The organism is Nocardioides cavernae, from assembly GCF_013410035.1.
Taxonomy (GTDB): Bacteria; Actinomycetota; Actinomycetes; order Propionibacteriales; family Nocardioidaceae; genus Nocardioides; species Nocardioides cavernae_A.
The window spans coordinates 758189-784586 of record NZ_JACCBW010000002.1 but is presented as its reverse complement, the minus strand read 5'-3'; the positions used below and the strand labels follow the sequence as shown (position 1 = coordinate 784586).

Below are 26398 nucleotides of genomic sequence, written 5' to 3'. Positions count from 1 at the left end.
GGGCCGAGCGGAGGACCTGGAACTGATGACACCGATCCCGCGCCGATCACGGCGCCCCCTGTCGGAGCCGGCCGCGGCGATCACGCGCGCGGCGTCCGGCGGCATGAGCCGCCGCGCCCTCCTCGGCACCGGCCTCGCTGCCGGGGCGCTGTCCGCGTGCGCCCCGCCGAAGCCGCCCGCCGGCAGCGGCGGCCTGTCCAGCCTCGACCTGCCCGAGGACGTCTCGGACTCGGAGAAGATCCTCAAGTGGGCGAACTGGACGGCCTACCTCGACATGAACGGCAAGGAGACGAAGTCGCCGACGCTCGATGCGTTCATGCAGCAGACGGGCATCGAGGTCTCCTACAGCGAGGACGTCGACGACAACGACTCCTACTACGCCAAGGTCGCCCCACAGCTGCGCGCGGGCCAGAGCATCGACCGCGACATCTTCACCCTCACCGACTGGATGACCGGCCGCGTCATCCGCGACCAGCTCTGCCAGCCGCTCGAGCTCATCCAGATGCCCAACGTGGTGAGCAACCTGCTCCAGCCGCTCAAGGACGTCAGCTTCGACCCCGGACGCCAGCACTCCATCACGTGGCAGAGCGGCTTCGCCGGGATCGGCTACAACCGCGACAAGGTCGGGCGCGAGCTCAAGTCGCTCGACGACCTGTGGGCCGACGACCTCAAGGGGCGCATCGTGGTGCTCTCGGAGTTCCGCGACACCGCCGGCCTGGTGATGCAGTCCCAGGGCGTCGACATCGACAGCGACTTCGGCAGGGCCGAGTTCGAGGCCGCGCTCGACTTCATCGAGCAGAAGATCGAGGAGGGCTACATCCGCAAGGTGAAGGGCAACTCCTACATGGAGGACCTCACCAGCGGCAACGCGGTCGCCGGCATCACGTGGAGCGGCGACATCTTCGTCCTGTCCTTCGACACCGGGGACCCGGCGTGGACCTTCACCATCCCCGAGTCGGGGGGCACGCTGTGGTCGGACAACCTCATGGTGCCGATCACCTCGACCCACCGCAGCAACGCCCAGAAGCTCATGGACTACTACTACGACCCGGCCGTCGCGGCCCAGGTCGCCGCATGGGTGAACTACGTCTGTCCGGTCGAGGGCGCGCAGGCGGAGATGGAGAAGATCGACCCCGAGCTCGCCGAGAGCCCGTGGATCTTCCCGACCGCCGACTTCATCTCGGAGTCCAACATCCAGGGGTTCCGCTCGCTGGACGCCGACGAGGAGATCGAGTTCGCCGACCTCTGGTCCACGAAGGTGATGGGGAACTGACATGGCCGGATTCCGCGAGGCGCGGGGCGACCTCCTGCTCGAGAGCGTGACCAAGTCGTTCGGCGACTTCACCGCCGTCGACGACATCGACCTGACCGTCCCGCGCGGCTCCTTCTTCGCCCTGCTCGGGCCGTCGGGCTGCGGCAAGACCACGACCCTGCGCATGGTCGCCGGGCTCGAGCAGCCGACCACCGGGAGGGTGAAGATCGGCGAGACCGACCTCACCGGCTCGCGCCCCTACGAGCGGCCGGTCAACACCGTCTTCCAGTCCTACGCCCTCTTCCCCCACCTGACGATCCGCGACAACGTCGCCTTCGGCCCGAAGCGCCGCAAGGACAAGGACGCGGCGTCGCGCGCCGCCGACGCCCTCGAGCTGGTGCAGATGACCCAGTTCGCCGGGCGCAAGCCCGCCCAGCTCTCCGGCGGGCAGCAGCAGCGGGTGGCCCTGGCCCGGGCGCTGGTGAACCACCCCGAGGTGCTGCTCCTCGACGAGCCGCTCGGTGCCCTCGACCTCAAGCTGCGTCGCGAGATGCAGGTCGAGCTCAAGCGCATCCAGACCGAGGTGGGCCTCACCTTCATCCACGTCACGCACGACCAGGAGGAGGCCATGACCATGGCCGACACGGTCGCGGTGATGAACAAGGGCCGGATCGAGCAGATGGGCGCCCCCGCGGCGCTCTACGACCTGCCGCGCACGCGCTTCGTCGCGAACTTCCTCGGCCAGGCCAACACCGGCGAGGGCACCATAGAGGCGGTCGACGGCGACCACCTCGTCGCGGACGTCTTCGGCACCAAGGTGCAGATCCTGAAGTCCCGCTCGCAGGTGCACGAGGGCCGGGTGCTGTTCGGGGTACGGCCCGAGAAGGTCACCGTGTCGCGCAAGCAGCCCGACGACGTGGGCAACGACGTGAAGGGCGTCGTGCGCGACGTGTCGTTCCTCGGCGTCGCGACCAGCTACCTCGTCGACATGCCGAGCGGTGCCACGTGGAGCTGCTACGAGCAGAACCTCGACGTGGAGCCGGTGGACCTGCGACCCGGCGACGAGGTGTGGCTGACCTGGAACCCGGGCCACGCCTTCGGCGTCCCGGCCGACGCATGAGCGCGCTCGCCCAGGTCGCCGGCGACCCCGCCGTCGACCCGGTGGCACCCGCCCCGGAGACGCAGAAGCGCAGCTGGACGGCGTACCTCCTGCTCCTGCCCGGCGTGCTGTGGCTCGGCGTCTTCTTCATCCTGCCGCTGGTGCAGCTCGCCTCGGTCAGCCTGCAGAGCCGCTATCCCGGCTTCCCCGGCTACTACTACCGCGACCTCAACTTCCAGAACTACGTCAGCGCGCTGACCGACTACGCGCCCCACTTCGCCCGCTCGTTCCTCTACGCCGGGCTGGCGACGCTGCTCGCCTTCGTGGTGGCCTACCCGCTGGCGTACGCGATGGCGTTCAAGGCCGGCCGGTGGCGCAACCTGATGATGATCTGCGTCGTCGCGCCGTTCTTCACCTCCTTCATCCTCCGCACCTTCGCCTGGTCGCAGATCCTCGCCGACGAGGGCTGGGTGGTGCGCTCGCTCGACGTCCTGCACCTGCTGCCCGGCGGCCAGATCATCAACACGCCCGTGGCGGTCGTGGCCGGACTGACCTACAACTTCCTGCCGTTCATGGTGCTCCCGATCTACGCGTCCCTCGAGCGGGCCGACCCGCGGGTCATCGAGGCCGGCGGGGACCTCTACGCCAACGGGTTCACGACCTTCCGCACCGTCACGCTGCCGATGTCGATGCCGGGCGTCCTCGCCGGCACGCTGCTGACCTTCATCCCGGCGGCGGGCGACTTCGTCAACATGGAGCTGCTGGGTCCCCAGCGGGGCAAGATGGTCGGCAACGTCATCAACGACCAGTTCCTCGCCATCCCCGGCGGCTACCCCGTGGCGGCCGCGCTGTCGTTCACGCTGATGGCGGCGATCCTGGCGATGGTCTTCCTCTACGTCCGCCGCTTCGGCACCGAGGAGCTGGTCTGACGTGGCTGCGACGACCGCCGACGCCGGTACGGCGTACCGCCCCTCCGCGGCGAAGCGCGCCCAGCTGTGGCTGGCCAACCACTTCGCGATGATCTCCGCGATCCTGGTGCTGCTCTACCTCTTCCTGCCGGTGGCCTACACCTTCGCGTTCTCGTTCAACGACCACGGCAAGACCAACATCGTGTGGCAGGGCTTCACCTGGGAGCACTGGCAGGACCCGTGCGGCGTCGCCGGGGCGTGCGAGTCCCTCGTGGTGTCCCTGCAGGTGGGCGCGATCTCGACCGTCATCGCGACGGTCCTGGGCACCCTGATGGCCCTGGCGATGGTGCGCTACCGGTTCCGCGGCAAGGCGGCCAGCAACGTGCTGATCTTCGTGCCGATGGCGACGCCCGAGATCGTCATGGGGGCCGCGCTGCTGACGATCTTCGTCCAGGGCTTCTCGAACGTCGGGATCAGCCTGGGCTTCGGCACGATCGTCTTCGCCCACATCATGTTCTGCCTGAGCTTCGTCGTCGTCACCGTCAAGGCCCGCATCCAGTCCCTCGACCCCCGGATCGAGGAGGCTGCCCAGGACCTCTACGCCAGTCCGATGCAGACCTTCTGGAAGGTCACCTTCCCGCTCATCCTGCCGGGCATCCTCGGCGCCGCGATGCTCGCCTTCTCGCTGTCCTTCGACGACTTCATCATCACCAACTTCGTCTCCGGCAACGAGAGCACGTTCCCCAAGTTCGTCTACGTCGCGTCCCGTCGCGGCATCCCCGCCGAGGCCAACGTCATCGGTTTCTCGATGTTCGTGCTCGCCGTCCTGCTCGTCGTGGGCGCGCAGGTCGTGAGCAGCGCGCGGGCCTCACGCACCAAGGAGTGATCTGAGCAGTGCCTGGACCGATGAACGTCCTCATGGTCGGGGCGGGTGGCGTCGGCGACGCCGCGGCCCGCATCGCGGTGGAGCGCGACTACTTCGACAGCTGGGTCGTGGCCGACTACGACCTCTCCCGCGCCGAACGGACCGTCGCGGCAGCGGCCGAGCGACGGCCGGGCGACACGCGCTTCCGGGCCGCGCAGGTCGACGCGTCGGACGCCGACGCGGTCGCCGCGCTGGCGCGCGAGGTGGGTGCCACCCACGTGTTCAACGCCGTCGACCCGCGCTTCGTGATGCCGATCTTCACGGGTGCGCTCGCCGCCGGCGCCGACTACCTCGACATGGCGATGAGTCTGTCCGTACGCCACCCCGACGCGCCCTACGAGCAGGTGGGGGTCAAGCTCGGCGACGAGCAGTTCGCCATGGCCGGCGAGTGGGATGCGGCCGGCCGGCTCGCGCTCCTCGGCATCGGCGTGGAGCCGGGGCTCTCCGACGTGTTCGCGCGGTACGCCGCGGACGAGCTGTTCGACCACATCGACGAGCTCGGCACCCGCGACGGAGCCAACCTGGTCATCCGCGACGACGCCGGCAACGAGGTCTTCGCACCGGGCTTCTCGATGTGGACGATCATCGAGGAGTGCCTCAACCCGCCCGTCGTGTGGGAGCGCGGGAGGGGCGGCGGCGACCTGGAGTCGGGGTTCTTCACGCTGCCGCCCTTCTCGGAGCCCGAGGTCTTCGACTTCCCCGAGGGGATCGGCCCGGTGGAGTGCGTGCACGTCGAGCACGAGGAGGTCCTCCTCATGCCGCGCTGGGTCGACGCCGACCGGGTGACGTTCAAGTACGGCCTCGGCGAGGAGATGATCGGCATCCTCCGCACGCTGCACACCCTCGGTCTCGACTCGACCGAGCCGGTGTCGGTGAAGGGCGTGCAGGTGTCCCCGCGCGACGTCGTCGCGGCCTGCCTCCCCGACCCCGCCACGATCGGGCCCCGCATGGAGGGCAAGACCTGCGCCGGGCTGTGGGTGAGAGGGACCGGCAAGGACGGCGCCCCGCGCTCGACGTACCTCTACCACGTGGTCGACAACGCCGACTCGATGCGCGACTACGGCGCGCAGTGCGTGGTCTGGCAGACCGCGATCAACCCCGTGGTGGCGCTGGAGCTGCTGGCCGACGGCACCTGGTCGGGCACCGGCGTGCTCGGCCCCGAGGCGCTGCCGCCGAAGCCGTTCCTCGACCTGCTCGCCGCACCGAGGCCCGAGGGGTTCGGATCCCCGTGGGGCATGGAGGAGAAGTCATGAGCCTGAGCCAGGAACGCATCCTCGCCACCGAGATCCCCGGGCCGCGCTCGAGGCAGCTGCAGGCCCGCAAGGTCGCGACCGTCTCGGCGGGCGTCGGCACGACGCTGCCGGTCTACGTCGAGCAGGCGGCCGGCGGCATCCTGCGCGACGTCGACGGCAACCAGCTGATCGACTTCGGCTCGGGCATCGCCGTGACCACGGTCGGCAACGCCGCGCCCCGCGTGGTGGAGGCCGTGCAGCGCCAGGTCGCCGACTTCACCCACACCTGCTTCATGGTGACCCCCTACGAGGAGTACGTCGCGGTCTGCGAGAAGCTCGCCGAGGTCACGCCGGGCAACCACGAGAAGCGCTCCGCGCTCTTCAACTCGGGAGCCGAGGCGGTGGAGAACGCCGTCAAGGTCGCCCGGCACCACACCGGCCGCGACGCGATCGTCGTGTTCGACCACGCCTACCACGGGCGTACGAACCTCACGATGGCGCTGACCGCCAAGAACATGCCCTACAAGCACGGCTTCGGGCCGTTCGCCGGCGAGATCTACCGGGCACCCATGGCCTACCCCTACCGCTGGCCGGGCGGTGCGGAGGCGTGCGCCGACGAGTCCTTCGACGCCTTCGTCGCGACGGTGCACGCCCAGGTCGGGGAGGACAACTGCGCCGCCGTCCTCATCGAGCCGATCCAGGGCGAGGGCGGCTTCATCGTGCCGCCGCCGGGCTGGCTCCCGCGCGTCGCGGAGTGGTGCCGCGACCAGGGCATCCTCCTCATCGCCGACGAGATCCAGACCGGCTTCGCCCGCACGGGCGACTGGTTCGCCTGCGACCACGAGGGCGTCGTGCCCGACCTGCTGACCACCGCCAAGGGCATGGCCGGCGGCCTGCCGCTGGCAGCGGTCACCGGGCGCGCCGAGGTGATGGACTCCGTGCACGTCGGCGGCCTCGGCGGCACCTACGGCGGCAACCCCGTCGCGTGCGCGTCGGCGTTGGCCGCCATCGAGACGATGGAGGCCGAGGACCTTCCCGCGCGCGCACGCCAGATCGAGTCGCTGTTCGTGCCGCGGCTGCGCGCGCTCGCCGAGCGGCACCCCGACCGGGTGGGTGACATCCGCGGTCGCGGCGCCATGCTCGCCGTCGAGCTCGTCAGCGACGGCCCCGGTCGTACGCCCGACGCGGCGCTCGCCGGCGCGGTGCACCGGGCCTGCTCCGCCGAGGGTCTCGTCACGCTGACCTGCGGCACGTTCGGCAACGTGTTCCGCTTCCTGCCGCCGCTCGCGATCGGCGACGACCTGCTCGCCGAGGGCCTCGACGTCTTCGAGGCGGCGTTCGACGCGGCAGCGAATGGCAAGGTGGAGTGATGGCAGACCTGACGCAGACCCAGACCGTGCCCACCCGGCTGCTGATCGGCGGCGAGTGGGTCGGTGCCAGCAGCGGCGGCACCTTCGAGGTCCGCAACCCGGCGGACGACGGCGTCCTCGCGACGGTCGCCGACGCCACGCCCGACGACGGCCTCCGGGCGCTCGGCGCTGCCGCCGACGCCCAGGCGGGATGGCGGGCCACCGAGCCCCGCGAGCGCGGCGAGATCCTGCGCAGCGCTTTCGAGCTCCTCGTCGAGCGTTCCGACGACTTCGCCCGCCTGATGACCCTCGAGATGGGCAAGACGCTCGCCGAGGCGAAGGGCGAGGTGACCTACGGCGCCGAGTTCTTCCGCTGGTTCTCCGAGGAGGCGGTGCGGGTCCACGGCCGCTACGCCGAGGCGCCCGCGGGCGGCTCGCGGCTGATCACCATGAAGGGGCCGGTCGGTCCGACCCTGATGATCACCCCCTGGAACTTCCCGCTCGCGATGGGCACCCGCAAGATCGGCCCGGCCATCGCCGCCGGCTGCACGATGGTCGTCAAGCCGGCCGCCGAGACCCCGCTCACCATGCTGGCGCTGGCCTCGCTCCTCGAGGAGGTCGGACTGCCCCCGGGCGTGCTCAACGTCATCACCACCACCGACTCCGGCGGCGTGTGCGAGCCGCTCATCACCGACAGCCGGCTGCGCAAGCTGACCTTCACCGGGTCGACCGCCGTGGGCAAGAAGCTCGTCGCGCAGGCCTCCGACCAGCTGCTGCGGGTCTCGATGGAGCTCGGCGGCAACGCGCCCTTCGTCGTCTTCGACGACGCCGACCTCGACGCAGCCGTCGACGGCGCCATGCTCGCGAAGATGCGCAACATCGGCGAGGCCTGCACCTCGGCCAACCGCTTCCTCGTGCACTCCTCGCTCGCGCAGCCCTTCGCCGAGCGGCTGGCCGAGCGCATGGGCTCCCTGACGGTCGGCGACGGCACCCGCGACGGCGTCGACGTCGGCCCGCTCATCACCGAGAAGGCCCGGGCGGGCGTGCACGAGCTCGTCGAGGACGCCGTCTCGGCCGGCGCGCGGGCGCTGGTCGGCGGCTCGGTGCCCGACGGCCCCGGGCACTTCTACCCCCCGACCGTCCTCGTCGAGGTGCCCGCGACCGCTCGGGTGTTCCGCGAGGAGATCTTCGGTCCGGTCGCGCCCGTGACGACCTTCGACACCGAGGAGGAGGCGATCGCGAAGGCCAACGACACGGAGTACGGCCTCGTCGCCTACGTCTTCACCCAGGGTCACGCGCGGGCGATCCGGGTGAGCGAGGCGCTGGAGTTCGGGATGGTCGGGCTCAACACGGGCATCGTGTCGAACCCCGCCGCCCCCTTCGGCGGGGTCAAGCACTCCGGGTTCGGGCGCGAGGGCGGCTTCGAGGGGATCGAGGAGTACCTCGAGACCAAGTACGTCGGCAGCGCGTTGTGACGACCATCGACCGGGGGCGCCTCGCCGCCCTCCACGCCGAGGAGGAGCAGCGGTTCGTCGACCTGCACCCGACCTCGAGGCGGCTGGCGGCCGACGCGGGCGCCCACCTGCTGGCCGGCGTCCCCATGCCGTGGATGACGCGGTGGCCCGGGTCGTTCCCCCTCTTCGTCGAGCAGGCTGGAGGCGGGCGGTTCACCGACGTCGACGGCCTGGACTACGTCGACCTCTGCCTCGGCGACACCGGCTCGATGACGGGCCACTGCCTGCCGGCCGTCGCCGACGCCGTGCGCGAGCGCACCGAGCGCGGCATCACCACGATGCTGCCGTCGACGGACGCCGCGTGGGTCGCCGGCGAGCTCAGCCGTCGCTTCGGCCTGCCACGCTGGCAGATGGCCATGACCGCCACGGACGCGAACCGCTTCGTGCTCAGGTTCGCCCGGCACCTCACCGGCCGGCCGAGGATCGCCGTCATGGACTGGTGCTACCACGGCACCGTGGACGAGACCCTCGGCGTGCTCGAGCACGGCCGCGCCGGCGACCGGGTGGTCGCCCGGCCGGGCGCTCTCGGTCCGCAGGTCGACGTAGCGCTCACCACCGCGGTCGTCCCGTTCAACGACCTCGACGCGCTCGAAGCCCGCCTGGCCGAGGGTGACGTGGCGTGCCTGCTGATGGAGCCGGCACTCACCAACATCGGCATCGTCCTGCCCGACGAGGGCTACCTCGCCGGCGTCCGCGAGGTCACCCGGCGCCACGGGGTGCTGCTGGTCAACGACGAGACGCACACCATCTGCGCCGGACCGGGCGGGGCCACGGCCGCCTGGGACCTGGAGCCCGACATGGTGGTGATCGGCAAGCCCATCGGCGGCGGGATCCCCGTCGCTGCCTACGGCATGAGCGACGAGGTCGCCGCCCGCCTCGAGGGACCGATGCTGGGCCACGACATCGACGTCGCCGGGGTCGGCGGAACGCTGTCCGGCTCCGCCCTGGCCATGGCCGCCGTCCGGGCCACGCTGTCCACGGCCCTGCGGCAGGAGGACTTCGACGTCGCGGTCCCGCTCGCCGCGTCGTTCACCGACGGGATCCAGGACGTCATCGACGCCCACGACCTGCCGTGGCACGTCCAGCGTCTCGGGTGCCGTGCGGAGTACTGGTTCTGCCCTCCCCCGCGCACGGGCGCCGAGGCGGCCGCGGCCGTCGACGAAGAGCTCGACGCGTTCTTCCACCTGTGGTCCGTCAACCGCGGGGTGCTGCTCGCGCCGTTCCACAACATGTCCCTGTTCTCGCCCTTCCACGGGCAGACCGACGTCGACGCGCACACCTCGGCGTTCCGCGGAGCGGTGGAGGCGCTGCTCGGATGAGCCCCGCCGACGGGCCGCGGCGGGTGCCCGGGGACGTGCTGGTGCACCTGCGCCGCGCCCGCGACCACCTCGACCGCCACTTCGCCGAGCCCTTCGACCTCGACCACCTGGCACGGCTCGCCCGGATGAGCAGGTACCACTTCGTCCGGTCCTTCGCCACGACCTACCGCACCACGCCGGCGGCGTACCTCGCGCAGCGTCGGGTCGAGCGGGCGCAGGACCTGCTGCGGGCGGCGAACCTCACGGTGACCGAGGTGTGCCACGCGGTCGGCTACAGCAGCCTGGGGTCGTTCAGCTCGCGGTTCCGCGAGATCGTGGGCGAGACCCCGAGCGACTTCCAGCGCAGGTACGCCGCGGCGGGCAACCCGCGCATCCCCGGGTGCTTCGTGTTCATGGCGGGGCTGGTCGAGACGGACGGCGCGCACACCGCAACGCAGGAGAAGCACGGCGGGGCCGGCGCTTCCTAGGCTCGTCCCATGATCACCAACATCTCCCTGCTGTCCCTGTGGGTGAAGGACATCAACGAGTCCCTCGCCTTCTACACCGACGTCCTCGGCTTCGAGACCGGGGACGACCTCCAGCTCGGGCCGGACTTCCGGTGGTGCACGATCTACCACCCGAAGCAGCCCGAGGTCCACGTGCACCTGACCACGCCGAGCGGCCCGCTCCCCGACTACCTCATCGACGCGATGAGGCGCGCCCAGGACGAGGGTGGGCTCCCGGGGATCGGGATGGACGTCGACGACTGCCGCGCGACCTACGAGGAGCTCAAGGCCAAGGGCGTCGAGTTCCTGCAGGAGCCGGAGGAGCGGCCGTACGGCGTCGAGGCGCTGATGCGCGACAACTCCGGCAACTGGATGGTGCTGGTGGAGAAGCGCGACTACACGCCCGAGGACTTCGAGGGCGTGGACATGGGTTGACCGGCCCCGCGCGGGAGCACCCCGGCGGCGACCGCGGCCTCGGCGTACGCCGTCGCGAGGGTGTCGACGGTGTCGTGCGCGTTGAGCCCGGACGGGTTCGGCACGACGAAGAGCCGCGACGGCCCCCACCCCTCGGGCTGCTCCCCGGTGCGCGCCTTCCGGTCCCCGAAGGCCGTGCGGTAGGCGGTGATGCCGGCGATCGCGACGACCACCGGGCGGCGCTCCTCCACGAGCGCACGCAACCGCGCGCCGCCCTGGCGGAGCTCCTCGGCGGTGAGCTCGTCGGCCCGGGCGGTCGCCCGCGGGGCGAGGTTGGTGATGCCGATCCCGAGGTTGCGGAACTCGGCGCGATCGGCGTCGGTCATCCCCGCGGACGGGTCGACCGCGTGCGTCAGGACGCCCGCCCGCAGCAGCGCGGGGTAGAAGCGGTTGCCCGGACGGGCGAAGTGGGTCTGCGTCGCCGCGGTCCACAGCCCCGGGTTGATCCCGACGAAGAGCAGCCGGAGCGGCTGGCCGTCGGCCGGTAGCAGGTCGGGGACCTCCACGTCGCGGAACGACTCCAGCTCTGCCCTGGTGAATCCCATGGCACCATCCTGCCCGGCACCGCCGGACGCACGAGACCCCGCCTCCCTGACGGGAGACGGGGTCTCGGGTGGTGCAGGTGCCGGTCAGTGACCGGCGGTGATCACTTGGTGATCTTGACGACGCGGCCGGCGCCGACCGTGCGGCCACCCTCGCGGATGGCGAAGCGCAGGCCCTCGTCCATCGCGATGGGCTGGATGAGCTCGACCGACATCTCGGTGTTGTCACCCGGCATGACCATCTCGGTGCCCTCGGGAAGGGTCACAACACCGGTCACGTCAGTCGTACGGAAGTAGAACTGCGGGCGGTAGTTGTTGAAGAACGGCGTGTGACGGCCGCCCTCGTCCTTCGAGAGGATGTAGACCGAGGCCTCGAAGTTGGTGTGCGGGGTGGTCGTGCCCGGCTTGATCACGACCATGCCGCGCTCCACGTCCTCGCGCTTCGTGCCACGGAGGAGCAGACCGACGTTCTCGCCCGCCTGGCCCTCGTCGAGGAGCTTGCGGAACATCTCGACACCGGTGACGGTGCTCTTCTGCGAGCCCTCGCGGATGCCGATGATCTCGACCTCCTCGTTGACCTTGACGATGCCGCGCTCGATGCGACCGGTGATGACGGTGCCACGACCGGTGATCGTGAAGACGTCCTCGACGGGCATGAGGAAGGGCTTGTCGGTCTCACGCTCGGGGGTCGGGATGTAGTCGTCCACGGCCTGCATGAGCTCGACGATCGACTCGCCCCACTTGGCGTCGCCGTTGAGGGCCGGGAAGGCCGCCACGCGCACGACGGGGATGTCGTCGCCCGGGAACTCGTACTCGGAGAGGAGCTCGCGCACCTCCATCTCGACGAGCTCGATGAGCTCCTCGTCGTCGACCATGTCGCACTTGTTGAGCGCGACGACCAGGGCGGGGACGCCGACCTGGCGCGCGAGCAGCACGTGCTCGCGGGTCTGCGGCATGGGGCCGTCGGTGGCGGCGACCACGAGGATCGCGCCGTCCATCTGCGCCGCGCCGGTGATCATGTTCTTGATGTAGTCGGCGTGACCGGGGCAGTCGACGTGCGCGTAGTGACGCGACTCGGTCTGGTACTCGACGTGCGCGATCGAGATCGTGATACCGCGCTGACGCTCCTCGGGAGCCTTGTCGATCTGGTCGAACGCCGAAGCCTCGTTGAGGTCCGGGTGCTTGTCGTGCAGCACCTTGGTGATGGCCGCGGTCAGCGTCGTCTTGCCGTGGTCGATGTGACCGATGGTGCCGATGTTGACGTGCGGCTTGGTCCGCTCGAACTTCGCCTTAGCCACTGGGGCTCCTCCTGATTGTTGTTACGTGACTCGTGGGTGTGGGTACAGCTGGGGTGCCGAGGATCCGGCGACGATCACTCGCCGCGGACCTTCTTCACGATCTCGTCGGCGATGTTCGTGGGAACCTCGGCGTACGAGTCGAACTCCATCGAGTACGACGCCTGGCCGGAGGTCTTGGACCTCAGGTCGCCAACGTACCCGAACATCTCCGACAGGGGCACGAGGGCGCTCACGACCATGTCGCCGTGCCGCTCCTCCTGCGCCTGGATCTGGCCGCGACGCGAGTTGATGTCGCCGATGACCGTGCCGAGGAAGCTCTCGGGGGTCGTGACCTCGACGGCGAACATCGGCTCGAGCAGGACCGGGCGGGCCTTGCGCGCGGCCTCCTTGAAGGCCTGGTTGCCGGCGATCTTGAACGCGAGCTCGGACGAGTCGACGTCGTGGTAGGCGCCGTCCTCGAGCGAGAACTTCACGTCGACCATCGGGTAGCCGGCGAGCACGCCGAACTCCATGGCCTCCTGGCCACCCTGGTCGACCGAGGGGATGTACTCCTTCGGCACGCGACCACCGGTGACGTTGTTGACGAACTCGTAGCCGGCGCCGGCGCCGGTCTCCGGGTCGGTGTTGGGGCCGAGGCTGATGACCACCTTGGCGAACTGGCCCGAGCCACCCGTCTGCTTCTTGTGGGTGTAGGAGTGCTTCTCGACCGTGTTGCGGATCGTCTCGCGGTAGGCCACCTGCGGCTTGCCGACGGTCGCCTCCACGCGGAACTCGCGCTTCATGCGGTCGACGAGGATCTCCAGGTGGAGCTCGCCCATGCCGGCGATGATCGTCTGGCCCGTCTCTTCGTCGGCCTTGACCGTGAAGGTCGGGTCCTCGTCGGAGAGACGCTGGATCGCGGTGCCGAGCTTCTCCTGGTCACCCTTGGTCTTGGGCTCGATCGCGACCTCGATCACCGGGGCCGGGAACGTCATCGACTCGAGGACGACCTGGTTGTTGGGGTCGCTCAGGGTGTGACCGGTCTTGGTGTCCTTGAGACCCATGACGGCCACGATCTGACCGGCACCGACCGACGCGATCTCCTCACGCTTGTTGGCGTGCATCTGGTAGACCTTGCCGATCCGCTCCTTGCGGCCGTTCACCGAGTTGACCACGGTGGAGCCGGCCTCGAGCTTGCCCGAGTAGACGCGGACGTAGATCAGCTTGCCGAGGTGCGGGTCGCTCGCGATCTTGTAGGCGAGGCCGGAGAACGGCTCGTCGTCGGACGGCTTGCGGGAGATCTGCTCCTCCTCGTCGCGCGGCGAGTGGCCGATGATCGCGTCGATGTCGAGCGGCGACGGGAGGTACTTGACGACCGCGTCGAGCAGGGGCTGCACGCCCTTGTTCTTGAACGCGGTGCCACAGAGGACCGGGTTGAGCTTGTCGGCCAGGGTGGCGCGACGGATCGCGGCCTCGAGCTCATCGACGGTGAAGTTCTCGTCACCCTCCTCGAGGTACTTCTCCATGATGTCGTCGTCGGCCTCGGCGAGCGTCTCGATGAACTTCTCGCGGTACTCGGCGGCCTGGTCGGCGAGATCGGCGGGGATCTCCTCGACGTCGTAGTCCTCACCCATCTTGGTTTCGCCGCGCCACGTGAGGGCACGCATGCCGACCAGGTCGACGACACCGAGGAAGTCGGACTCGGCACCGATGGGGAGCTGGAGCACAAGGGGGGTGGAGTTGAGGCGCTCGACCATCATGTCGACGCAGCGGAAGAAGTCCGCACCGGTGCGGTCGAGCTTGTTGACGAAGCACATGCGGGGGACGGAGTACTTGTTGGCCTGGCGCCACACCGTCATGGTCTGCGGCTCGACACCGGCAACACCGTCGAACACCGCCACGGCGCCGTCGAGGACGCGCAGCGAGCGCTCCACCTCGGCGGTGAAGTCCACGTGGCCCGGGGTGTCGATGATGTTGATCTGGTGGTCCTTCCACCAGCAGGTCGTCGCGGCGGACGTGATGGTGATGCCGCGCTCCTGCTCCTGCTCCATCCAGTCCATCGTGGCGCCACCCTCGTGGACCTCACCGATCTTGTAGGTGATGCCGGTGTAGAAGAGGATGCGCTCGGTGGTGGTGGTCTTGCCGGCGTCGATGTGCGCCATGATGCCGATGTTGCGGACCTTGTTGAGGTCGGTGGTGATGTCGACAGCCACTGTTGTGTCTCAGTCCCTCGGAAGTAGTGGGGTTGTGGGGTGAGAGGCCGTACGGCCGCGGGTGCGGGGCGTACGGCCTCTCAACGTCACCAGCGGTAGTGGGCGAAGGCCTTGTTGGACTCGGCCATCTTGTGGGTGTCCTCGCGCTTCTTCACAGCGGCGCCGAGGCCGTTGCTCGCGTCGAGGATCTCGTTCATGAGGCGCTCGGACATCGTCTTCTCGCGACGGTCCTGGGCGTACCCCACGAGCCAGCGCAGCGCCAGCGTGGTGGAGCGGTTGGCCTTGACCTCGACGGGGACCTGGTAGGTCGCGCCGCCGACGCGGCGGGACTTGACCTCGATGGCCGGCTTGACGTTGTCCATCGCGCGCTTGAGCGTGACGACGGGGTCGGTGCCGGTCTTCTCGCGGCAGCCCTCGAGAGCGGTGTAGACGATGCGCTGCGCGACAGCCTTCTTGCCGTCCTGGAGGACCTTGCTGACGAGCTGGGTGACCAGCTGCGAGCCGTAGACCGGGTCGACGACGAGGGGGCGCTTGGGAGCGGGACCCTTGCGAGGCATTACTTCTCCTTCTTCGCGCCGTAGCGGCTGCGGGCCTGCTTGCGGTTCTTGACACCCTGGGTGTCGAGCGAGCCGCGGATGATCTTGTAGCGGACACCGGGAAGGTCCTTCACACGGCCGCCGCGCACGAGCACGATCGAGTGCTCCTGCAGGTTGTGACCGACGCCCGGGATGTAGGCCGTGACCTCGACGCCGCTGCTCAGGCGCACGCGGGCGACCTTGCGGAGGGCGGAGTTCGGCTTCTTCGGGGTGGTCGTGTAGACGCGGGTGCAGACGCCACGGCGCTGCGGGGATCCCTTCAGGGCAGGCGTCTTGTTCTTGGACACCTTGTCCTGGCGGCCCTTGCGGACCAGCTGGTTGATGGTGGGCACCGGGTGGTTCCCTCTCTCTGTTTCTCGTCACGGCTCGGCGCTGTGCCGGGCTCGGGTGTCGTGCGTTGCTGCGTCGTGCCTGTTGCCACCTGCTGGGAGCGGCTCGGAGATCGGCCGCTGCTGAGAGCATGCGCAGGGGTCTGGACGTGCCAGACACAAGGATTGAGGCTACTCGGGCGCTCCGGCAGGGTCAAAATGCCGCCGAGGCCCGCTCCACGGGCGCGTCCTCCACTCTAGCCGCCCGCTCCCAGCGTGCCCGCTCGAGGCGGAGGTAGACCACCGCGGAGACGGCCACGCCGGCGATCGTCAGCAGGCCACCGCCGAGCAGGGTCCAGCGTGCGCCGTACTCCTCCCCGATCCAGCCGATGATCGGCGCGCCGACCGGGGTGCCGCCCATGAAGATCATCAGGTAGAGCGCCATCACCCGCCCACGCACGCCCGCGTCGGTGTGCAGCTGCATGTAGGTGTTGGCGGAGGTGATGAAGGTCAGCGCGGTGAGGCCGGTGACCGGGGCGAGCAGCGCGAACGTGAGGTAGGACGGCATCAGGCCGGCCAGCACGACGCTCGTGCCGAACGCCAGCGCGGCGCCGACCACGAGGCGGTGGCGGACCTGGGTACGTCGCGCGGCGAGCAGGGCACCGGTGAGCGAGCCGACCGCCAGGAAGGTGCCGAGCGCGCCGAACTCCTCGGGCCCCTTGTCGAACACCTCGGTCGCCATCAGCGCGGAGGTGATCTGGAAGTTGAGGCCGAACGTCCCGGCGAAGAACACCAGGCTGAGGACCAGGAGCAGGTCGGGTCGCGCCCGGACGTAGGCGACACCCTCCCGGATGGCGCCGGGTCCGCGGTCGGCGGGCGCCGCGGCGTCGATCCGGCTGGCGTCGAGGTGGCGCAGCGACCAGATCGGGGCGGCGTACGACACCGCGTTGAACAGGATCACCCAACCGGTCGCGACCGCTCCCCCGCCGAAGGCGGCGATGAGCAGCCCGGCGAGGCCGGGGCCGACGAGGCGCGCGGCGTTGAAGCTCGCGGAGTTGAGGCCGACGGCGTTGGTGAGGTCGCCGGGCTCGACCAGCTCGGAGACGAAGGACTGGCGGGCGGGGGCGTCGAACGCGGAGGCCGCGCCGAGCACGAGGGCCAGGACGTAGACGTGCCAGACCTCGGCGACGCCGGTCACGGCGAGGATGCCGAGCACCGCTGCGGGCACCGCCATGCCGAGGTTGGTGAGCTGGAGCAGGCGCTGCTTGGGCATCCGGTCGGCCACGAGGCCGGCGAACGGCGTGAGCAGCAGGAACGGCAGGAACTGCAGGCCGGTCGTGATGCCGAGCGCGGTGGCGCCGGAGCCGGCGGCGAGCTCGAGGACCAGCCAGTCCTGGGCGATGCGCTGCATCCAGGTGCCGGTGTTGGACACGACGCCGCCAGCGGCGTACCGGCGGTAGTTCGGGTTCGCGAGGGAGCGGAACGTGGGGCTCGTGGTGACTCCTCGGTCAGTCAGGTGGTCGGTCGGGTGGTCGGTGGGGGTGTCGGTCGGGGTGTCAGTCGGTCACCGCGAGGCGGGCCAGGATCGGCGCCGCGTCGCGGAGGGTGGCGCGCTCGGCCGGCGTGAGGCCGCCGAGCTGGCGCGCGAGCCAGGCGTCGCGGCGCTGGCGGTCGGCCAGCACGGCCGCTCGGCCGGCGTCGGTGAGCGCGACGACGACCTGGCGGCCGTCGGTCTCGTGGGGCCGGCGCTCGACGTGGCCGCCCTCCTCCAGGCAGTTGACCGTGCGGGTCATCGACGGCGGCTGCACGCGCTCGGCGCGGGCGAGCTCGCCGACGGTCTGGTCGCCGTGGCGCACGAGGAGCCCGAGGACGACCATCTGGCTGATGCTGAGGTCGTTGTCGGGGTGCCGCTCCGAGATCAGGCGGCGGCGCAGGCGCATGACGCCGGCCCGGAGCTCGGAGGCGAGCCCGGTGTCGGTGCGGAGGTCAGCGGTCGGCATGTCGTTAGCATAACTCATTACCTGTGCTAACTATTCCGCCGCGGATCTGCCCGTCAGTGATCCCCGGCTGACCGGCTCTCCCTGACGTTGTCAGGCGTTGCAACGGCCGACAACGTCAGCAATCCCCGGCTGACCGGGGATCGCTGACGAAGCGCCGCAGTCAGCCCGTCAGGACAACCAGCCGCTGATCGGGGTGTAGGCGAAGTAGACGACGAAGAGCGCGGCGACGACCCACATGAGCGGGTGGATGTCGCGGACCTTGCCCACGACGACCTTGATGAGGACGTACGACACGAAGCCGGCGCCGATGCCGACGGAGATCGAGTAGGTGAACGGCATCAGCACCACGGTGAGGAAGGCCGGGATGGCCACCTCGAGGTCGCGCCAGTCGATCTCGGTGACCTGCTGCATCATCAGGAAGCCGACCAGCACGAGGGCAGGTACGGCCGCCTCGGACGGGATGGCCGCGACGAGCGGCGTGAAGAAGGTCGCCAGCAGGAACAGGACTCCGGTGACGACCGAGGCGAGGCCGGTGCGGGCGCCCTCCCCGACGCCCGAGGCGCTCTCGATGTAGGACGTGTTGGACGAGACGCCGGCGGCGCCGCCGGCGATGGCGGCGACGGAGTCCACGACCAGGATGCGCTGGGCGTTCGGCGGGGTGCCCTCGTCGTCGTTGAGCCCGGCCTCGGCGCCGATGGCCGTCATGGTGCCCATCGTGTCGAAGAAGTCGGCGAGCAGCAGCGAGAAGACCAGCAGGAGCGCGGCGAGGACGCCGGTGCCGGTGGAGCTGAAGGCGCCGAAGAGGTCGACCGAGCCGAGGGTGTCGAACGACGGCAGGCCGACGACGTCGCCGCTCAGGCTCGGCACGCTGAGCGACCAGCCCTTCGGGTTCTCCGCGGACGAGGCCCCCAGGTCGCCGATGGCCTCGACGACGACGGCGAGGACCGTCGTCACCGCGATCGAGATGAGGATCGCGCCCCGCACCTTGCGGACCCACAACGCGATCATCAGCGCCAGGCCGACGACGAAGACGAGGACCGGCCAGCCGCCGAGGTGCCCGTCGGCGCCGAGCTGCACCGGCACGGTGGTCTGGAAGGCGTCGGGGATGCGGGTCACCACGCGGGCGTCGACGAAGCCGATGAGGGCGATGAAGAGCCCGATGCCGACCGAGATCGCCACCTTGAGCTGCTGGGGGACGGCGTGGAAGACCGCCTTGCGGAAGCCGGTCAGCACCAGCACCAGGATGACGATGCCCTCCAGGACGACCAGGCCCATCGCGGCGTCCCACGTCGACTGGCGCGCGATGGTGTTGGCGACGAAGGCGTTGAGGCCGAGTCCGGTCGCGAGCGCGAGGGGGAAGTTGGCGAAGCCGCCCATCGCGATGGTGAGCACGCCGGCGACCAGCGCGGTGCCGGCGGCGATCGCGGGGATGCCGCTGCCGGGCTCGGCGCCGCCGCCGAGGAAGGCGCCGGTCGAGTCGGGCACGAAGCCGAGGATCAGCGGGTTGAGCACGATGATGTAGGCCATCGTCAAGAAGGTGACGACGCCGCCGCGGACCTCGCGGCCCACGGTCGATCCTCGCCGGCTGATCTGGAAGTACCCGTCGAGCCCGGAGGCCCTCGGGGACTGGGGGGTGGTCTGCGTCTGGTCGGTCACGGAACGGCAGTGTGGCAGAAGCGTGCTACGGCCGTGTTTCGCGTCCGCGCCCTTGTGTAGCGTGGGCGACGTGGACCTGGGTGACGAGCAGCCGACGCAGCACGAGATCGGCCGGCGCACCTACATCGTCGCGCAGGTCGAGCCGCTCGACGTCGACGGCGTACGCACCACCGAGGTCGGGACCGCGCTCTGGCTGCTGGGCTTCCTGGGGCTGCTGCCGTTCTGGGGCGCCCTGGAGGAGAGCGGGCGGACCTGGTGGCTGTGGACCTGCCTGGCGGGCTTCGGCCTGGGGCTCTGCGGCCTGGAGTACTGCCGCCGCCGGCGCAAGGAGCGCGCGGCGCAGCGGGGCACCCGGTGACGCTCCCGCCGACCCGGTGGGAGCTGGCCGGTGAGGACAACCGCGGCTACGGGCGCCACTTCGCCGACAGCGTGGCGCGCGGCGTGGACGTGGACGGCGAGGCCCGCTTCCTCGACGCGATGGCGGCGCGCGCGTCGCGGATCCTCGACATCGGCTCCGGGATGGGCCGGGTGGCGGCCGCCCTCCGCGCGCGCGGGCACGACGTCGTCGCCACGGAGCCCGACGCCGCCCTGCGCGAGCAGTCGCGCGCGACCTACCCCGACCTCGAGGTGCTCCCCCACGAGGCGCTCGCCCTCGACCCGGCCGAGGTCGGCACGTTCGACCTCGTCGCCGTGGTGGGCAACGTGATGGTCTACGTCGGCGAGGACACCGAACGCCCCGTGCTGGAGCGGGTCCGCGACCTGCTGGCCCCGGACGGCCGGGCCGCCGTCGGCTTCCACCTCACCGCGATCAAGGCCGGCAGCCGGACGTACCCCGCCGAGGAGTTCGTCGCCGACGCGGAGGCCGCCGGCCTGCGGGTGGTGCACCGCTTCGGCAGCTACGAGCTCCACGAGCCCAGCGACGAGTACGCCGTCTGGGTGCTCGCGCGCGCCTGAGCGCGGTCAGAGGGTCTCGAGCCCGTCCTCGGTGATCGTGTCGAGCACGTGGTCCGGCATCGGGAGCGGCTGCTGCTTGCGCGCGAGCTTGACCTCCGAGTGGGCGCCGCAGCCGTGGTCGAAGGTGACGACCCGGCCGTCGTCGTTGGCGTTGCCGTTGGCGCAGACGCCGAAGCGCGTCGAGAGCGAGCCGCTGAGCCGGACCAGGAAGCCGCAGGACCAGCAGTTCTCCGGGGCGCTCTTGGCGAGGGGCGCGTCGGGCCCGCCGTCGCCGTCGTGCCACCGCTCGGCTGCCATGTCGAGGCCCTCGCGGCTCAGGGTGCGGACCCGGCCGAGGCCGAGGTCCTCGGCCACGCGGCGCACCTGAGCCTTGGCGTCGGTGTCGAGCGGGTCGTCCAGCGGGTCGTCGCCGACGAGGTAGGTCGGGACGAGACGGACGTCCTCGTCCTCGACGGGCAGCAGGTCGCCGGGCGAGAGGTCGCCGGGCTGGAGCCGCTCCTTGTAGGGCACCCACGCGGGGGCGACGATCGCCTCGTCACCCGGCAGCAGGACGACCTCGTTGACGGTGATGTCCTTGCCGCGCTTGGCGCGGGTGAGCGTGACCGACCAGTACCAGCCGGGGTAGCCCGGGCGCGCGCAGGAGAAGTGGTGCGTGACCAGACGCTCGCCCTCGGCGTACGCACCGAGGTGGTCGCCCACCTCGGCGGGGTCGGCCACCTCGAGCACCACCGCGCGGGCCAGGTCGACGGCCTTGGCGAGGGGCGAGTCCGGCTTGCCGGCACGGGAGCGGAGAGAGATCACGTGCGCATCATGGCAAATGCCCGGTGGTCCTGTCCCGTCGGGACGCCTGCCGGGACGTCCTCCGCCGGGCTGTCGGGTGCGTGGTCCAAGATGGGTGCGTGACCTCCGAGCGCCCCGACCCGCACTCCGGGCAGGCCTCGGAGCAGGCCTCCGACCCGACCGAGCAGCAGACGCAGCCGATCCGGCCCGGGGCGGTGCGCCGCTCCCTCGCGGGTGCCGCTCGCGGCGCCCGGGCCGCCGGCCGCGGAGCCAGGGTCGCCGGCCGGGGGGCCGGCACCGCGGGACACTTCGCCGTCACGCAGGCACGCCGGGCCGCGCGCGCCGAGGGCGCGGGCGACTCCGGGCTGTCGCGGCTGATCGAGCTGCACGCCTTCAACGCCGCCGGCGACGCGGCCGTCGCGATCTCCCTCGCGGGCACGCTCTTCTTCCAGGTCCCGACCGGTGAGGCGCGCGGCCAGGTCGCGCTGTTCCTCGGCCTCACGATGCTGCCCTTCGCGGTCGTCGCTCCCCTGATCGGGCCGTTCCTCGACCGCTTCAGCCACGGCCGCCGCTGGGCGGTCGGCTCGACGATGGCCATCCGCGGGTTCCTGTGCTGGGTGCTGGCGACGGCCGTGGTCACGGAGTCGCCGTGGCTGTTCCCCGCGGCCCTCGGCTGTCTCGTCGCGTCCAAGGCGTACGGCGTCACGCGGGCCGCCGCCGTCCCCCGGCTGCTCCCGCCCGACCTGACGTTGGTCAAGGCCAACGCGCGGGTCTCGCTCGCCGGGATCGTCGGCGCGGGCGTGTCCGCGCCCCTCGCGATCCTCGCCTCGACGCTGGGCCCGGAGTGGTCGCTGCGCTACGGCTTCGTGATCTTCGTGCTCGCCACGATCTGGGCGATCCGGCTCCCCGAGCAGGTCGACGCCAGCCAGGGCGAGGGCGAGATGGTCCTCACCGGCTCCGACGAGGAGGGCCGCACCGGGCGCCGGACGAAGACCCGGATCCCCGCGGCCGTCGCCTTCGCGCTGCGGGCCAACTGCGGACCGCGGTGGCTGTCGGGCTTCCTCACGATGTTCATGGCGTTCCTGCTGCGCGAGAACCCGATCGGCGACTGGCGACCCGAGGTGCTGCTCGGCCTCGTGATCGGCGCGGCCGGCCTCGGCAACACCCTCGGCATCACGATCGGCTCGGTCCTGCGCAAGCTCAACCCGGCCGTGACGGTGGTGCTCGCGCTCCTCGCCGACGCGGTCGTGGCGACCGTGGCGGCACTCTTCTACGGCATCGTCCCGCTGGTGCTGCTCGGGCTGACCGCCGGGCTGGCCCAGGCGCTGGCCAAGCTGTCCCTCGACTCGACGATCCAGCGCGACATCCCGAGCCGGATCCAGGCGAGCGCGTTCGCCCGTTCCGACACCACGCTCCAGCTCGCGTGGGTGATCGGCGGTTTCGTCGGGATCGCCATGCCGCTCATGCCGCAGCTCGGGATCGGCATCGCCGCCGGCGTGCTGGCCCTGTGGGCGACCTTCGTGCTGGTCAGCCGGCCCCGGGGCGCTGCCGCGGAGCCCAGCCGCGCCTGACTGGGCGGGTCAGACCTCGAGCTCGTCGGCGAGGGCGCGCAGCACCTTCGCCGTTCCCCGCGCGGCGGCGCGCTCGGGGTGGCGGCCGCGGCGGTAGGTCTCCTCGACGCCCTCGAGCATCTTGATGAGGTCCTCGACGATGGTCACCATCGCCTCGGGCTGCTTGCGCTGCGCGTTGCGCTGGTTGCGAGCCACCGAGGCGGGCGCGTCGAGGACGCGGACCTGGAGCGCCTGGTCGCCGCGGCGGCCCTGGGCGATGCCGAACTCGACCTTCGTGCCGGCCTTGAGCGTCCCGGTGCCCTCGGGCAGCGCGTCGGAGTGGACGTAGACGTCCGGGCCGCTCTCCTGCGAGAGGAAGCCGAAGCCCTTCTCCGCGTCGTACCACTTCACCTTGCCAGTCGGCACGGTCCACCCCTCAGCTCTGCACTCGGTGCCGCGTCGTGCGACGCGGCCCGCAAAGGATAGGCGGCAGCGCCAGCCGCCCACCAACGGGTTCCTCGGGGCCACCTTTGATTTGAAGACGTCCCTGCTGGGACCATGGGAGGCTCGGGGCCCACCGCGGGGGCGGTGGCCATGACGACGGACGAGCGGGAGGTCGAGGTGCGGGCACGCACACTGGGACGGCTGCTGGGCTCCTGCCTGCTCGCGACCGCCGTGACGACGTCCGTGGCGCTGCCCCTCGCGAGCACCGCGACCGCCGACGACACCGGGTCGGTGCCGGCCCCCGAGCAGCTCACCCTCGTCACGCTCGACGGCGCCGGCACGTCCGCCGGACGCCGCGACGTCACCGAGGTCCTCGCCCGCCAGGACGCCGTGCTGGGCGCGATCGGCGCCGGGGAGCCGGTCTACCGCTGGACCACCGCGCTCAACGGCTTCGCCGCACACCTGACCGCGGCCCAGCTCGCCGCGCTCGACCAGCAGCCGGGCGTCGCCGCCGTCGAGGCCGACACAGTCCGACCGCTCGCCGGCCACACCTCCCCGGCCTTCGTCGGCGACGTCGCCATGCCGCGGCTGCGCGGCGGGGCCGGCGTGGTCGTCGGCGTCGTCGACTCGGGCATCGCGCCGGAGTCCCCCGCCTTCGCCGAGGTCCCCGGTCTCGGCGCCGACCCGAAGGACTTCACCGGTGCCTGCGCGGAGGGGGACGGCTGGTCGGCCGACTCCTGCACCCGCAAGGTCGTCGGTGCCCGCTGGTACGTCGACGGCTTCGGCGCCGACCGGGTGCGCTCGTCGGAGTCGCTGTCCCCGACCGACGTGCTCGGGCACGGCACCCAGGTCTCCTCCGTCGCAGCCGGCAACGCCGGCGTCAGCGTCCGGGTCGACGACCGCGACGCCGGTCGCTTCGGCGGCGTCGCACCTCAGGCCCGGATCGCCGCCTACAAGGCGTGCTGGGGCGCCCCGGACCCGTCCGACGACGGCTGCTCGACCGCCGACGTCGTCACCGCCGTGGACGCCGCGGTGGCCGACGGGGTCGACGTGCTGACCATCGCCCTCGCCGGCGGCGAGCGGATCGACACCCTCCAGCTCGCGCTGCTCGGCGCCGCCGAGGCCGACGTCGTCGTGGTCGGCGCGTCGGGCAACTCCGGCTCGTCGGCGTACGCCGCGCACGCCGGCCCCTGGGTCACCACGGTCGGCTCGGCCGTCGGGCGGATGTCGCGGGGACGCGTCACGCTCCCGGGCGGCCGCTCCTGGACCGGCGGTGGCCGACCCACCCCGCTCACGGGCAGGGCGGTGCTGGCCCAGCAAGCCCCCGCCCCCGGTGCGACGCGTCGCGAGGCCGCACAGTGCCGGCGCGGCGCCCTCGACACGCGCCTCGTCGCCGACCGGATCGTGGTGTGCCGGCGCGGTGGCATCGGGCGCATCGACAAGTCACAGGCCGTGGCACAGGCGGGCGGGCGCGCGATGGTGCTGGTCAACCGGAGCCGCGGCGCGGTCACGGCCGACCTCCACGCGGTGCCGACCGTCCACCTCTCCGCGCCGGCCGGTCGGGCGTTCAGCCGCTGGGTGGCGCGGCACCCCGACGCCCGCGTGCGGATGTCGCGCGTGGCCGGCGCGCCCGGCACCCGCCGTACGGCCCCGTGGAGCGCCGCCGGCGACCCGCGCGGCGCCTCGCTGAAGCCCGACGCGGTGTCCGACGGCGACGCGGTGCTGGGCGCGCTCCCCGACTCGACGGGACGCAGCTGGGGCGTGTTCAGCGGCAGCTCGGCCGCCGCCGCCCACGCCAGCGGCCTCGCCGCGCTCGTGATCGGCAAGCACGAGGACTGGTCGGCCGCCGCGGTGCGCTCGCTCGTCGTCACCGCGGGCCGGCCCGTGGCCGGGTCGTCCGCGCTCGAGCAGGGCTCCGGAGCACTGCCGGGCCGCGCCCCCCGGGCTCATCTCGTACTCGACGTCGCTCCCGCCCAGTGGCGACGTGCGCTGCGCACGCACACCTTGGCGGACCTCAACACCAGCTCCCTGCTGCTGTCCTCGCGCCAGTCGTCGGCGGTCCGCACGGTCACCAACGTCGGCGAGCGGCCGGAGTACTTCTCGGTCACCGCCCGCGGGTTCGCCTCCCACCGCGTGCGCGTGCAGCCCCTCGCCGTACGCCTCGCACCGGGCGAGTCGGCCGACTTCCGGATCACGGTGACCGGACCGACAACCCCCGGCGCGCTCGACGACGGCGTGCTGGTGTGGCTCGGGGCCCGCGGCGGCGTCACCCGGGTGCCCGTCGCCCTGACGCGCTGAGGCGGACCGGGCGTCAGGCCTCGCGGGAGATCGTCATCTCCCGGTCGCCGTAAACCACCTTGTCGCCGTCGATCAGCGCGGCGGGCTTGCCGGGCGCCAGCTGGCGCGAGACGCCCTGCCGGACCAGGACGGTGCCGTTGGTGGAGCCGCGGTCCATCACGACGATCGTCCCGTCGGACGCGGGACCGAACTGGGCGTGCGTCTTGGACACCGACATGTCCGCCGAGGAGAGCGGGATGAGGTGGGCCACCTGCTCGCCCGAGCGTGCTTCGGGGCGCCGACCGACCAGGGCCAGGCCGGCGATCACGAAGCTCTCGCCGTTGTCGAACCGCACCCGCCAGCGCGCCGGCGCGGCAGGGGGCCGCGATGCCGCGGGCTGCTGCTGGGGCTGCTGGGGCTGCTGGGGCTGCCAGCCCACCGGCGGGCCCGACTGCGGGATCGACTCCGGCGCTGGCTGCCGGGGCTGCGGCGCTGACTGCTGGGGCGGGGCTCCCCACTGCGGTGAGGGTCCCGGCTGGGGGACCTGCGGCTGCGGGGCGGGCGGCTGCTGCGGTGAGGGCGGCGGCGAGGTCGGTGGGGCGACCTCCGGCAGGAGCGGCTGGCGACGCACCGACTGCTCGGTGCGCTCGGGCGTGCGTACGTCCTCCACGGGAGGAGCCGGCACGAGACGCATGGCGGTGAGGTTGACGATGTGGCGCGGCCCCTCGTCGGCCGCCTCGGTCACCTCGACCGCCGGGCGGACGTCGACGACGACCGTGTGGGTGAGGTGGTCGTGCCAGCCGCGGCGCTGGCGGCCGCGGTCCTCGACGGCCGTCCAGGCGAGCGTGGCCACGCCGATGCCGAAGGTCGGCAGCCCGGCGATGCCGAGCACCAGCGAGCGCAGGAGGGCCGGGCCGACCCCGATCGGCGTGCCGGTGCCGTGGTGGACCACCCGCAGGCCGGTCATCGCCTTGCCGACCGACGTGCCGCTGACGCCCGTGGCGACGGCGTTGACGAGCCACACGAGGACCATGGCCCCCGCGACGGCGCCCACCACGGTCCAGAGGTCGTCCGAGACGACCATCGCGGTGACCACGCCGACGACCGCGAGCAGGCTCCAGGCCAGGAGCCGGTCGACGGCGAACGCGGTGAACCGGCGCTCGAGCTGGGCGACCGGGTAGGTCAGGGCGTGCTGGCCGGCGTGCTGGCCGGCGTGCTGGGGGTGCTGGGTCACGGGGTGCTGC

25 protein-coding genes are annotated in these 26398 nt (G+C 71.5%); 14 read left to right on the top strand and 11 right to left on the bottom strand.

Translation table 11 applies throughout. The features are described from left to right. Nucleotides 1–25 precede the first annotated feature (25 nt). From F4692_RS11260 to F4692_RS11220, 10 genes are read left to right on the top strand one after another with little or no spacing between them, the layout of a single operon-like run. Nucleotides 26–1273: an ABC transporter substrate-binding protein gene (locus tag F4692_RS11260; RefSeq protein WP_179619728.1), complete on the top strand. Its 1248-nt coding sequence runs from the start codon at nt 26–28 to the stop codon at nt 1271–1273. A 1-nt stretch (nt 1274) separates the two neighbouring features. Beyond that, a complete protein-coding gene (locus F4692_RS11255) occupies nt 1275–2372 on the top strand; it encodes an ABC transporter ATP-binding protein (protein ID WP_179619727.1) in 1098 nt (365 codons plus the stop codon). Continuing rightward, nucleotides 2369–3280, top strand: a complete 912-nt coding sequence (locus F4692_RS11250) for an ABC transporter permease (RefSeq protein WP_179619726.1) — start codon at nt 2369–2371, stop codon at nt 3278–3280. Before F4692_RS11255 ends, F4692_RS11250 begins: the two co-directional genes overlap by 4 nt. Before the next feature lies 1 nt (nt 3281). Then, on the top strand, nt 3282–4145 hold the full coding sequence (locus F4692_RS11245; protein ID WP_308645269.1) for an ABC transporter permease: 864 nt from the start codon (nt 3282–3284) through the stop codon (nt 4143–4145). 8 nt (nt 4146–4153) lie between these two features. Further along, complete coding sequence (locus F4692_RS11240) at nt 4154–5437, top strand: saccharopine dehydrogenase family protein (protein ID WP_308645268.1); 1284 nt, start codon at nt 4154–4156, stop codon at nt 5435–5437. Continuing rightward, nucleotides 5434–6786 (top strand): 4-aminobutyrate--2-oxoglutarate transaminase, encoded by a 1353-nt coding sequence (gene gabT / locus F4692_RS11235; protein ID WP_179619725.1) that lies wholly within the window; start codon nt 5434–5436, stop codon nt 6784–6786. Before F4692_RS11240 ends, gabT begins: the two co-directional genes overlap by 4 nt. Beyond that, on the top strand, nt 6786–8240 hold the full coding sequence (locus F4692_RS21215; RefSeq protein WP_257029751.1) for an NAD-dependent succinate-semialdehyde dehydrogenase: 1455 nt from the start codon (nt 6786–6788) through the stop codon (nt 8238–8240). Before gabT ends, F4692_RS21215 begins: the two co-directional genes overlap by 1 nt. Further along, the gene (locus F4692_RS21210) at nt 8237–9598 is read left to right on the top strand and encodes a transaminase (RefSeq protein ID WP_308645267.1); all 1362 of its coding nucleotides are present in this window, start codon (nt 8237–8239) and stop codon (nt 9596–9598) included. The genes F4692_RS21215 and F4692_RS21210 overlap by 4 nt, the downstream gene beginning before the upstream one ends. Then, complete coding sequence (locus F4692_RS11225) at nt 9595–10065, top strand: helix-turn-helix domain-containing protein (protein WP_179619724.1); 471 nt, start codon at nt 9595–9597, stop codon at nt 10063–10065. Before F4692_RS21210 ends, F4692_RS11225 begins: the two co-directional genes overlap by 4 nt. 9 nt (nt 10066–10074) lie before the next feature. After that, entirely contained in the window at nt 10075–10518 is a 444-nt protein-coding gene (locus F4692_RS11220; protein WP_179619723.1) for a VOC family protein, read from the top strand. On the opposite strand, the gene F4692_RS11215 is transcribed toward F4692_RS11220, so the two are convergent. The 8 genes from F4692_RS11215 to F4692_RS11180 all read right to left on the bottom strand — a co-directional run bounded on the left by F4692_RS11215 (nt 10479) and on the right by F4692_RS11180 (nt 19149). Then, the gene (locus F4692_RS11215; RefSeq protein ID WP_179619722.1) at nt 10479–11102 is read right to left on the bottom strand and encodes a mismatch-specific DNA-glycosylase; all 624 of its coding nucleotides are present in this window, start codon (nt 11100–11102) and stop codon (nt 10479–10481) included. The two genes, F4692_RS11220 and F4692_RS11215, sit on opposite strands and share 40 nt — an antisense overlap. A 101-nt stretch (nt 11103–11203) precedes the next feature. Next, nucleotides 11204–12397: an elongation factor Tu gene (tuf, locus tag F4692_RS11210; protein ID WP_179619721.1), complete on the bottom strand. Its 1194-nt coding sequence runs from the start codon at nt 12395–12397 to the stop codon at nt 11204–11206. A 74-nt stretch (nt 12398–12471) separates the two neighbouring features. Next, nucleotides 12472–14589 (bottom strand): elongation factor G, encoded by a 2118-nt coding sequence (gene fusA / locus F4692_RS11205; RefSeq protein WP_179619720.1) that lies wholly within the window; start codon nt 14587–14589, stop codon nt 12472–12474. Between the two features lie 86 nt (nt 14590–14675). Further along, a complete protein-coding gene (gene rpsG, locus F4692_RS11200) occupies nt 14676–15146 on the bottom strand; it encodes a 30S ribosomal protein S7 (RefSeq protein ID WP_090969237.1) in 471 nt (156 codons plus the stop codon). Then, nucleotides 15146–15517 carry a 30S ribosomal protein S12 gene (rpsL, locus tag F4692_RS11195; RefSeq protein ID WP_056906817.1) on the bottom strand — a complete coding sequence of 124 codons (372 nt, stop codon included), beginning with the start codon at nt 15515–15517 and terminating at the stop codon, nt 15146–15148. Before rpsL ends, rpsG begins: the two co-directional genes overlap by 1 nt. 190 nt (nt 15518–15707) lie before the next feature. Continuing rightward, nucleotides 15708–16925 carry an MFS transporter gene (locus F4692_RS11190; protein ID WP_374757297.1) on the bottom strand — a complete coding sequence of 406 codons (1218 nt, stop codon included), beginning with the start codon at nt 16923–16925 and terminating at the stop codon, nt 15708–15710. A 124-nt stretch (nt 16926–17049) separates the two neighbouring features. Then, nucleotides 17050–17493, bottom strand: coding sequence for a MarR family winged helix-turn-helix transcriptional regulator (locus F4692_RS11185; protein ID WP_257029750.1), 444 nt, complete (start codon nt 17491–17493; stop codon nt 17050–17052). A gap of 168 nt (nt 17494–17661) precedes the next feature. After that, on the bottom strand, nt 17662–19149 hold the full coding sequence (locus F4692_RS11180; RefSeq protein ID WP_179619718.1) for an NCS2 family permease: 1488 nt from the start codon (nt 19147–19149) through the stop codon (nt 17662–17664). Nucleotides 19150–19219: 70 nt separating this feature from the next. Between F4692_RS11180 and F4692_RS11175 the strand changes: the two genes are divergently transcribed. Both F4692_RS11175 and F4692_RS11170 read left to right on the top strand, forming a co-directional pair. After that, nucleotides 19220–19507, top strand: a complete 288-nt coding sequence (locus F4692_RS11175) for a DUF2530 domain-containing protein (RefSeq protein WP_308645266.1) — start codon at nt 19220–19222, stop codon at nt 19505–19507. Continuing rightward, nucleotides 19504–20103 (top strand): class I SAM-dependent methyltransferase, encoded by a 600-nt coding sequence (locus F4692_RS11170; RefSeq protein ID WP_179619717.1) that lies wholly within the window; start codon nt 19504–19506, stop codon nt 20101–20103. The genes F4692_RS11175 and F4692_RS11170 overlap by 4 nt, the downstream gene beginning before the upstream one ends. A gap of 6 nt (nt 20104–20109) precedes the next feature. On the opposite strand, the gene F4692_RS11165 is transcribed toward F4692_RS11170, so the two are convergent. Continuing rightward, a complete protein-coding gene (locus F4692_RS11165) occupies nt 20110–20904 on the bottom strand; it encodes a DUF3027 domain-containing protein (RefSeq protein WP_308645265.1) in 795 nt (264 codons plus the stop codon). A gap of 98 nt (nt 20905–21002) precedes the next feature. Here F4692_RS11165 and F4692_RS11160 point away from each other — a divergent pair, with 98 nt between their 5' ends. Beyond that, nucleotides 21003–22454 (top strand): MFS transporter, encoded by a 1452-nt coding sequence (locus F4692_RS11160; protein WP_308645264.1) that lies wholly within the window; start codon nt 21003–21005, stop codon nt 22452–22454. Between the two features lie 9 nt (nt 22455–22463). On the opposite strand, the gene F4692_RS21575 is transcribed toward F4692_RS11160, so the two are convergent. Further along, nucleotides 22464–22859: a cold-shock protein gene (locus F4692_RS21575; RefSeq protein WP_179619716.1), complete on the bottom strand. Its 396-nt coding sequence runs from the start codon at nt 22857–22859 to the stop codon at nt 22464–22466. A gap of 168 nt (nt 22860–23027) precedes the next feature. On the opposite strand from F4692_RS21575, the gene F4692_RS11150 reads away from it, so the two are divergent. Next, entirely contained in the window at nt 23028–25175 is a 2148-nt protein-coding gene (locus F4692_RS11150; protein ID WP_179619715.1) for a S8 family serine peptidase, read from the top strand. A 13-nt stretch (nt 25176–25188) separates the two neighbouring features. Here the strand turns inward: F4692_RS11150 and F4692_RS11145 are convergent, their stop codons facing one another. Continuing rightward, entirely contained in the window at nt 25189–26388 is a 1200-nt protein-coding gene (locus tag F4692_RS11145) for an RDD family protein (protein ID WP_179619714.1), read from the bottom strand. Nucleotides 26389–26398 lie beyond the last annotated feature (10 nt).

What these genes read in the sequence shown, in the direction of transcription:
- F4692_RS11255 (WP_179619727.1), top strand. Translation starts at nt 1,275, where the DNA reads ATGGCCGGATTCCGCGAGGCGCGGGGCGACCTCCTGCTCGAGAGCGTG.
- F4692_RS11215 (WP_179619722.1), bottom strand. Translation starts at nt 11,102, where the DNA reads ATGGGATTCACCAGGGCAGAGCTGGAGTCGTTCCGCGACGTGGAGGTC.
- F4692_RS11250 (WP_179619726.1), top strand. Translation starts at nt 2,369, where the DNA reads ATGAGCGCGCTCGCCCAGGTCGCCGGCGACCCCGCCGTCGACCCGGTG.
- gabT (WP_179619725.1), top strand. Translation starts at nt 5,434, where the DNA reads ATGAGCCTGAGCCAGGAACGCATCCTCGCCACCGAGATCCCCGGGCCG.
- F4692_RS11225 (WP_179619724.1), top strand. Translation starts at nt 9,595, where the DNA reads ATGAGCCCCGCCGACGGGCCGCGGCGGGTGCCCGGGGACGTGCTGGTG.
- F4692_RS11220 (WP_179619723.1), top strand. Translation starts at nt 10,075, where the DNA reads ATGATCACCAACATCTCCCTGCTGTCCCTGTGGGTGAAGGACATCAAC.
- rpsG (WP_090969237.1), bottom strand. Translation starts at nt 15,146, where the DNA reads ATGCCTCGCAAGGGTCCCGCTCCCAAGCGCCCCCTCGTCGTCGACCCG.
- F4692_RS11260 (WP_179619728.1), top strand. Translation starts at nt 26, where the DNA reads ATGACACCGATCCCGCGCCGATCACGGCGCCCCCTGTCGGAGCCGGCC.
- F4692_RS11150 (WP_179619715.1), top strand. Translation starts at nt 23,028, where the DNA reads ATGACGACGGACGAGCGGGAGGTCGAGGTGCGGGCACGCACACTGGGA.
- F4692_RS21215 (WP_257029751.1), top strand. Translation starts at nt 6,786, where the DNA reads ATGGCAGACCTGACGCAGACCCAGACCGTGCCCACCCGGCTGCTGATC.
- F4692_RS11185 (WP_257029750.1), bottom strand. Translation starts at nt 17,493, where the DNA reads ATGCCGACCGCTGACCTCCGCACCGACACCGGGCTCGCCTCCGAGCTC.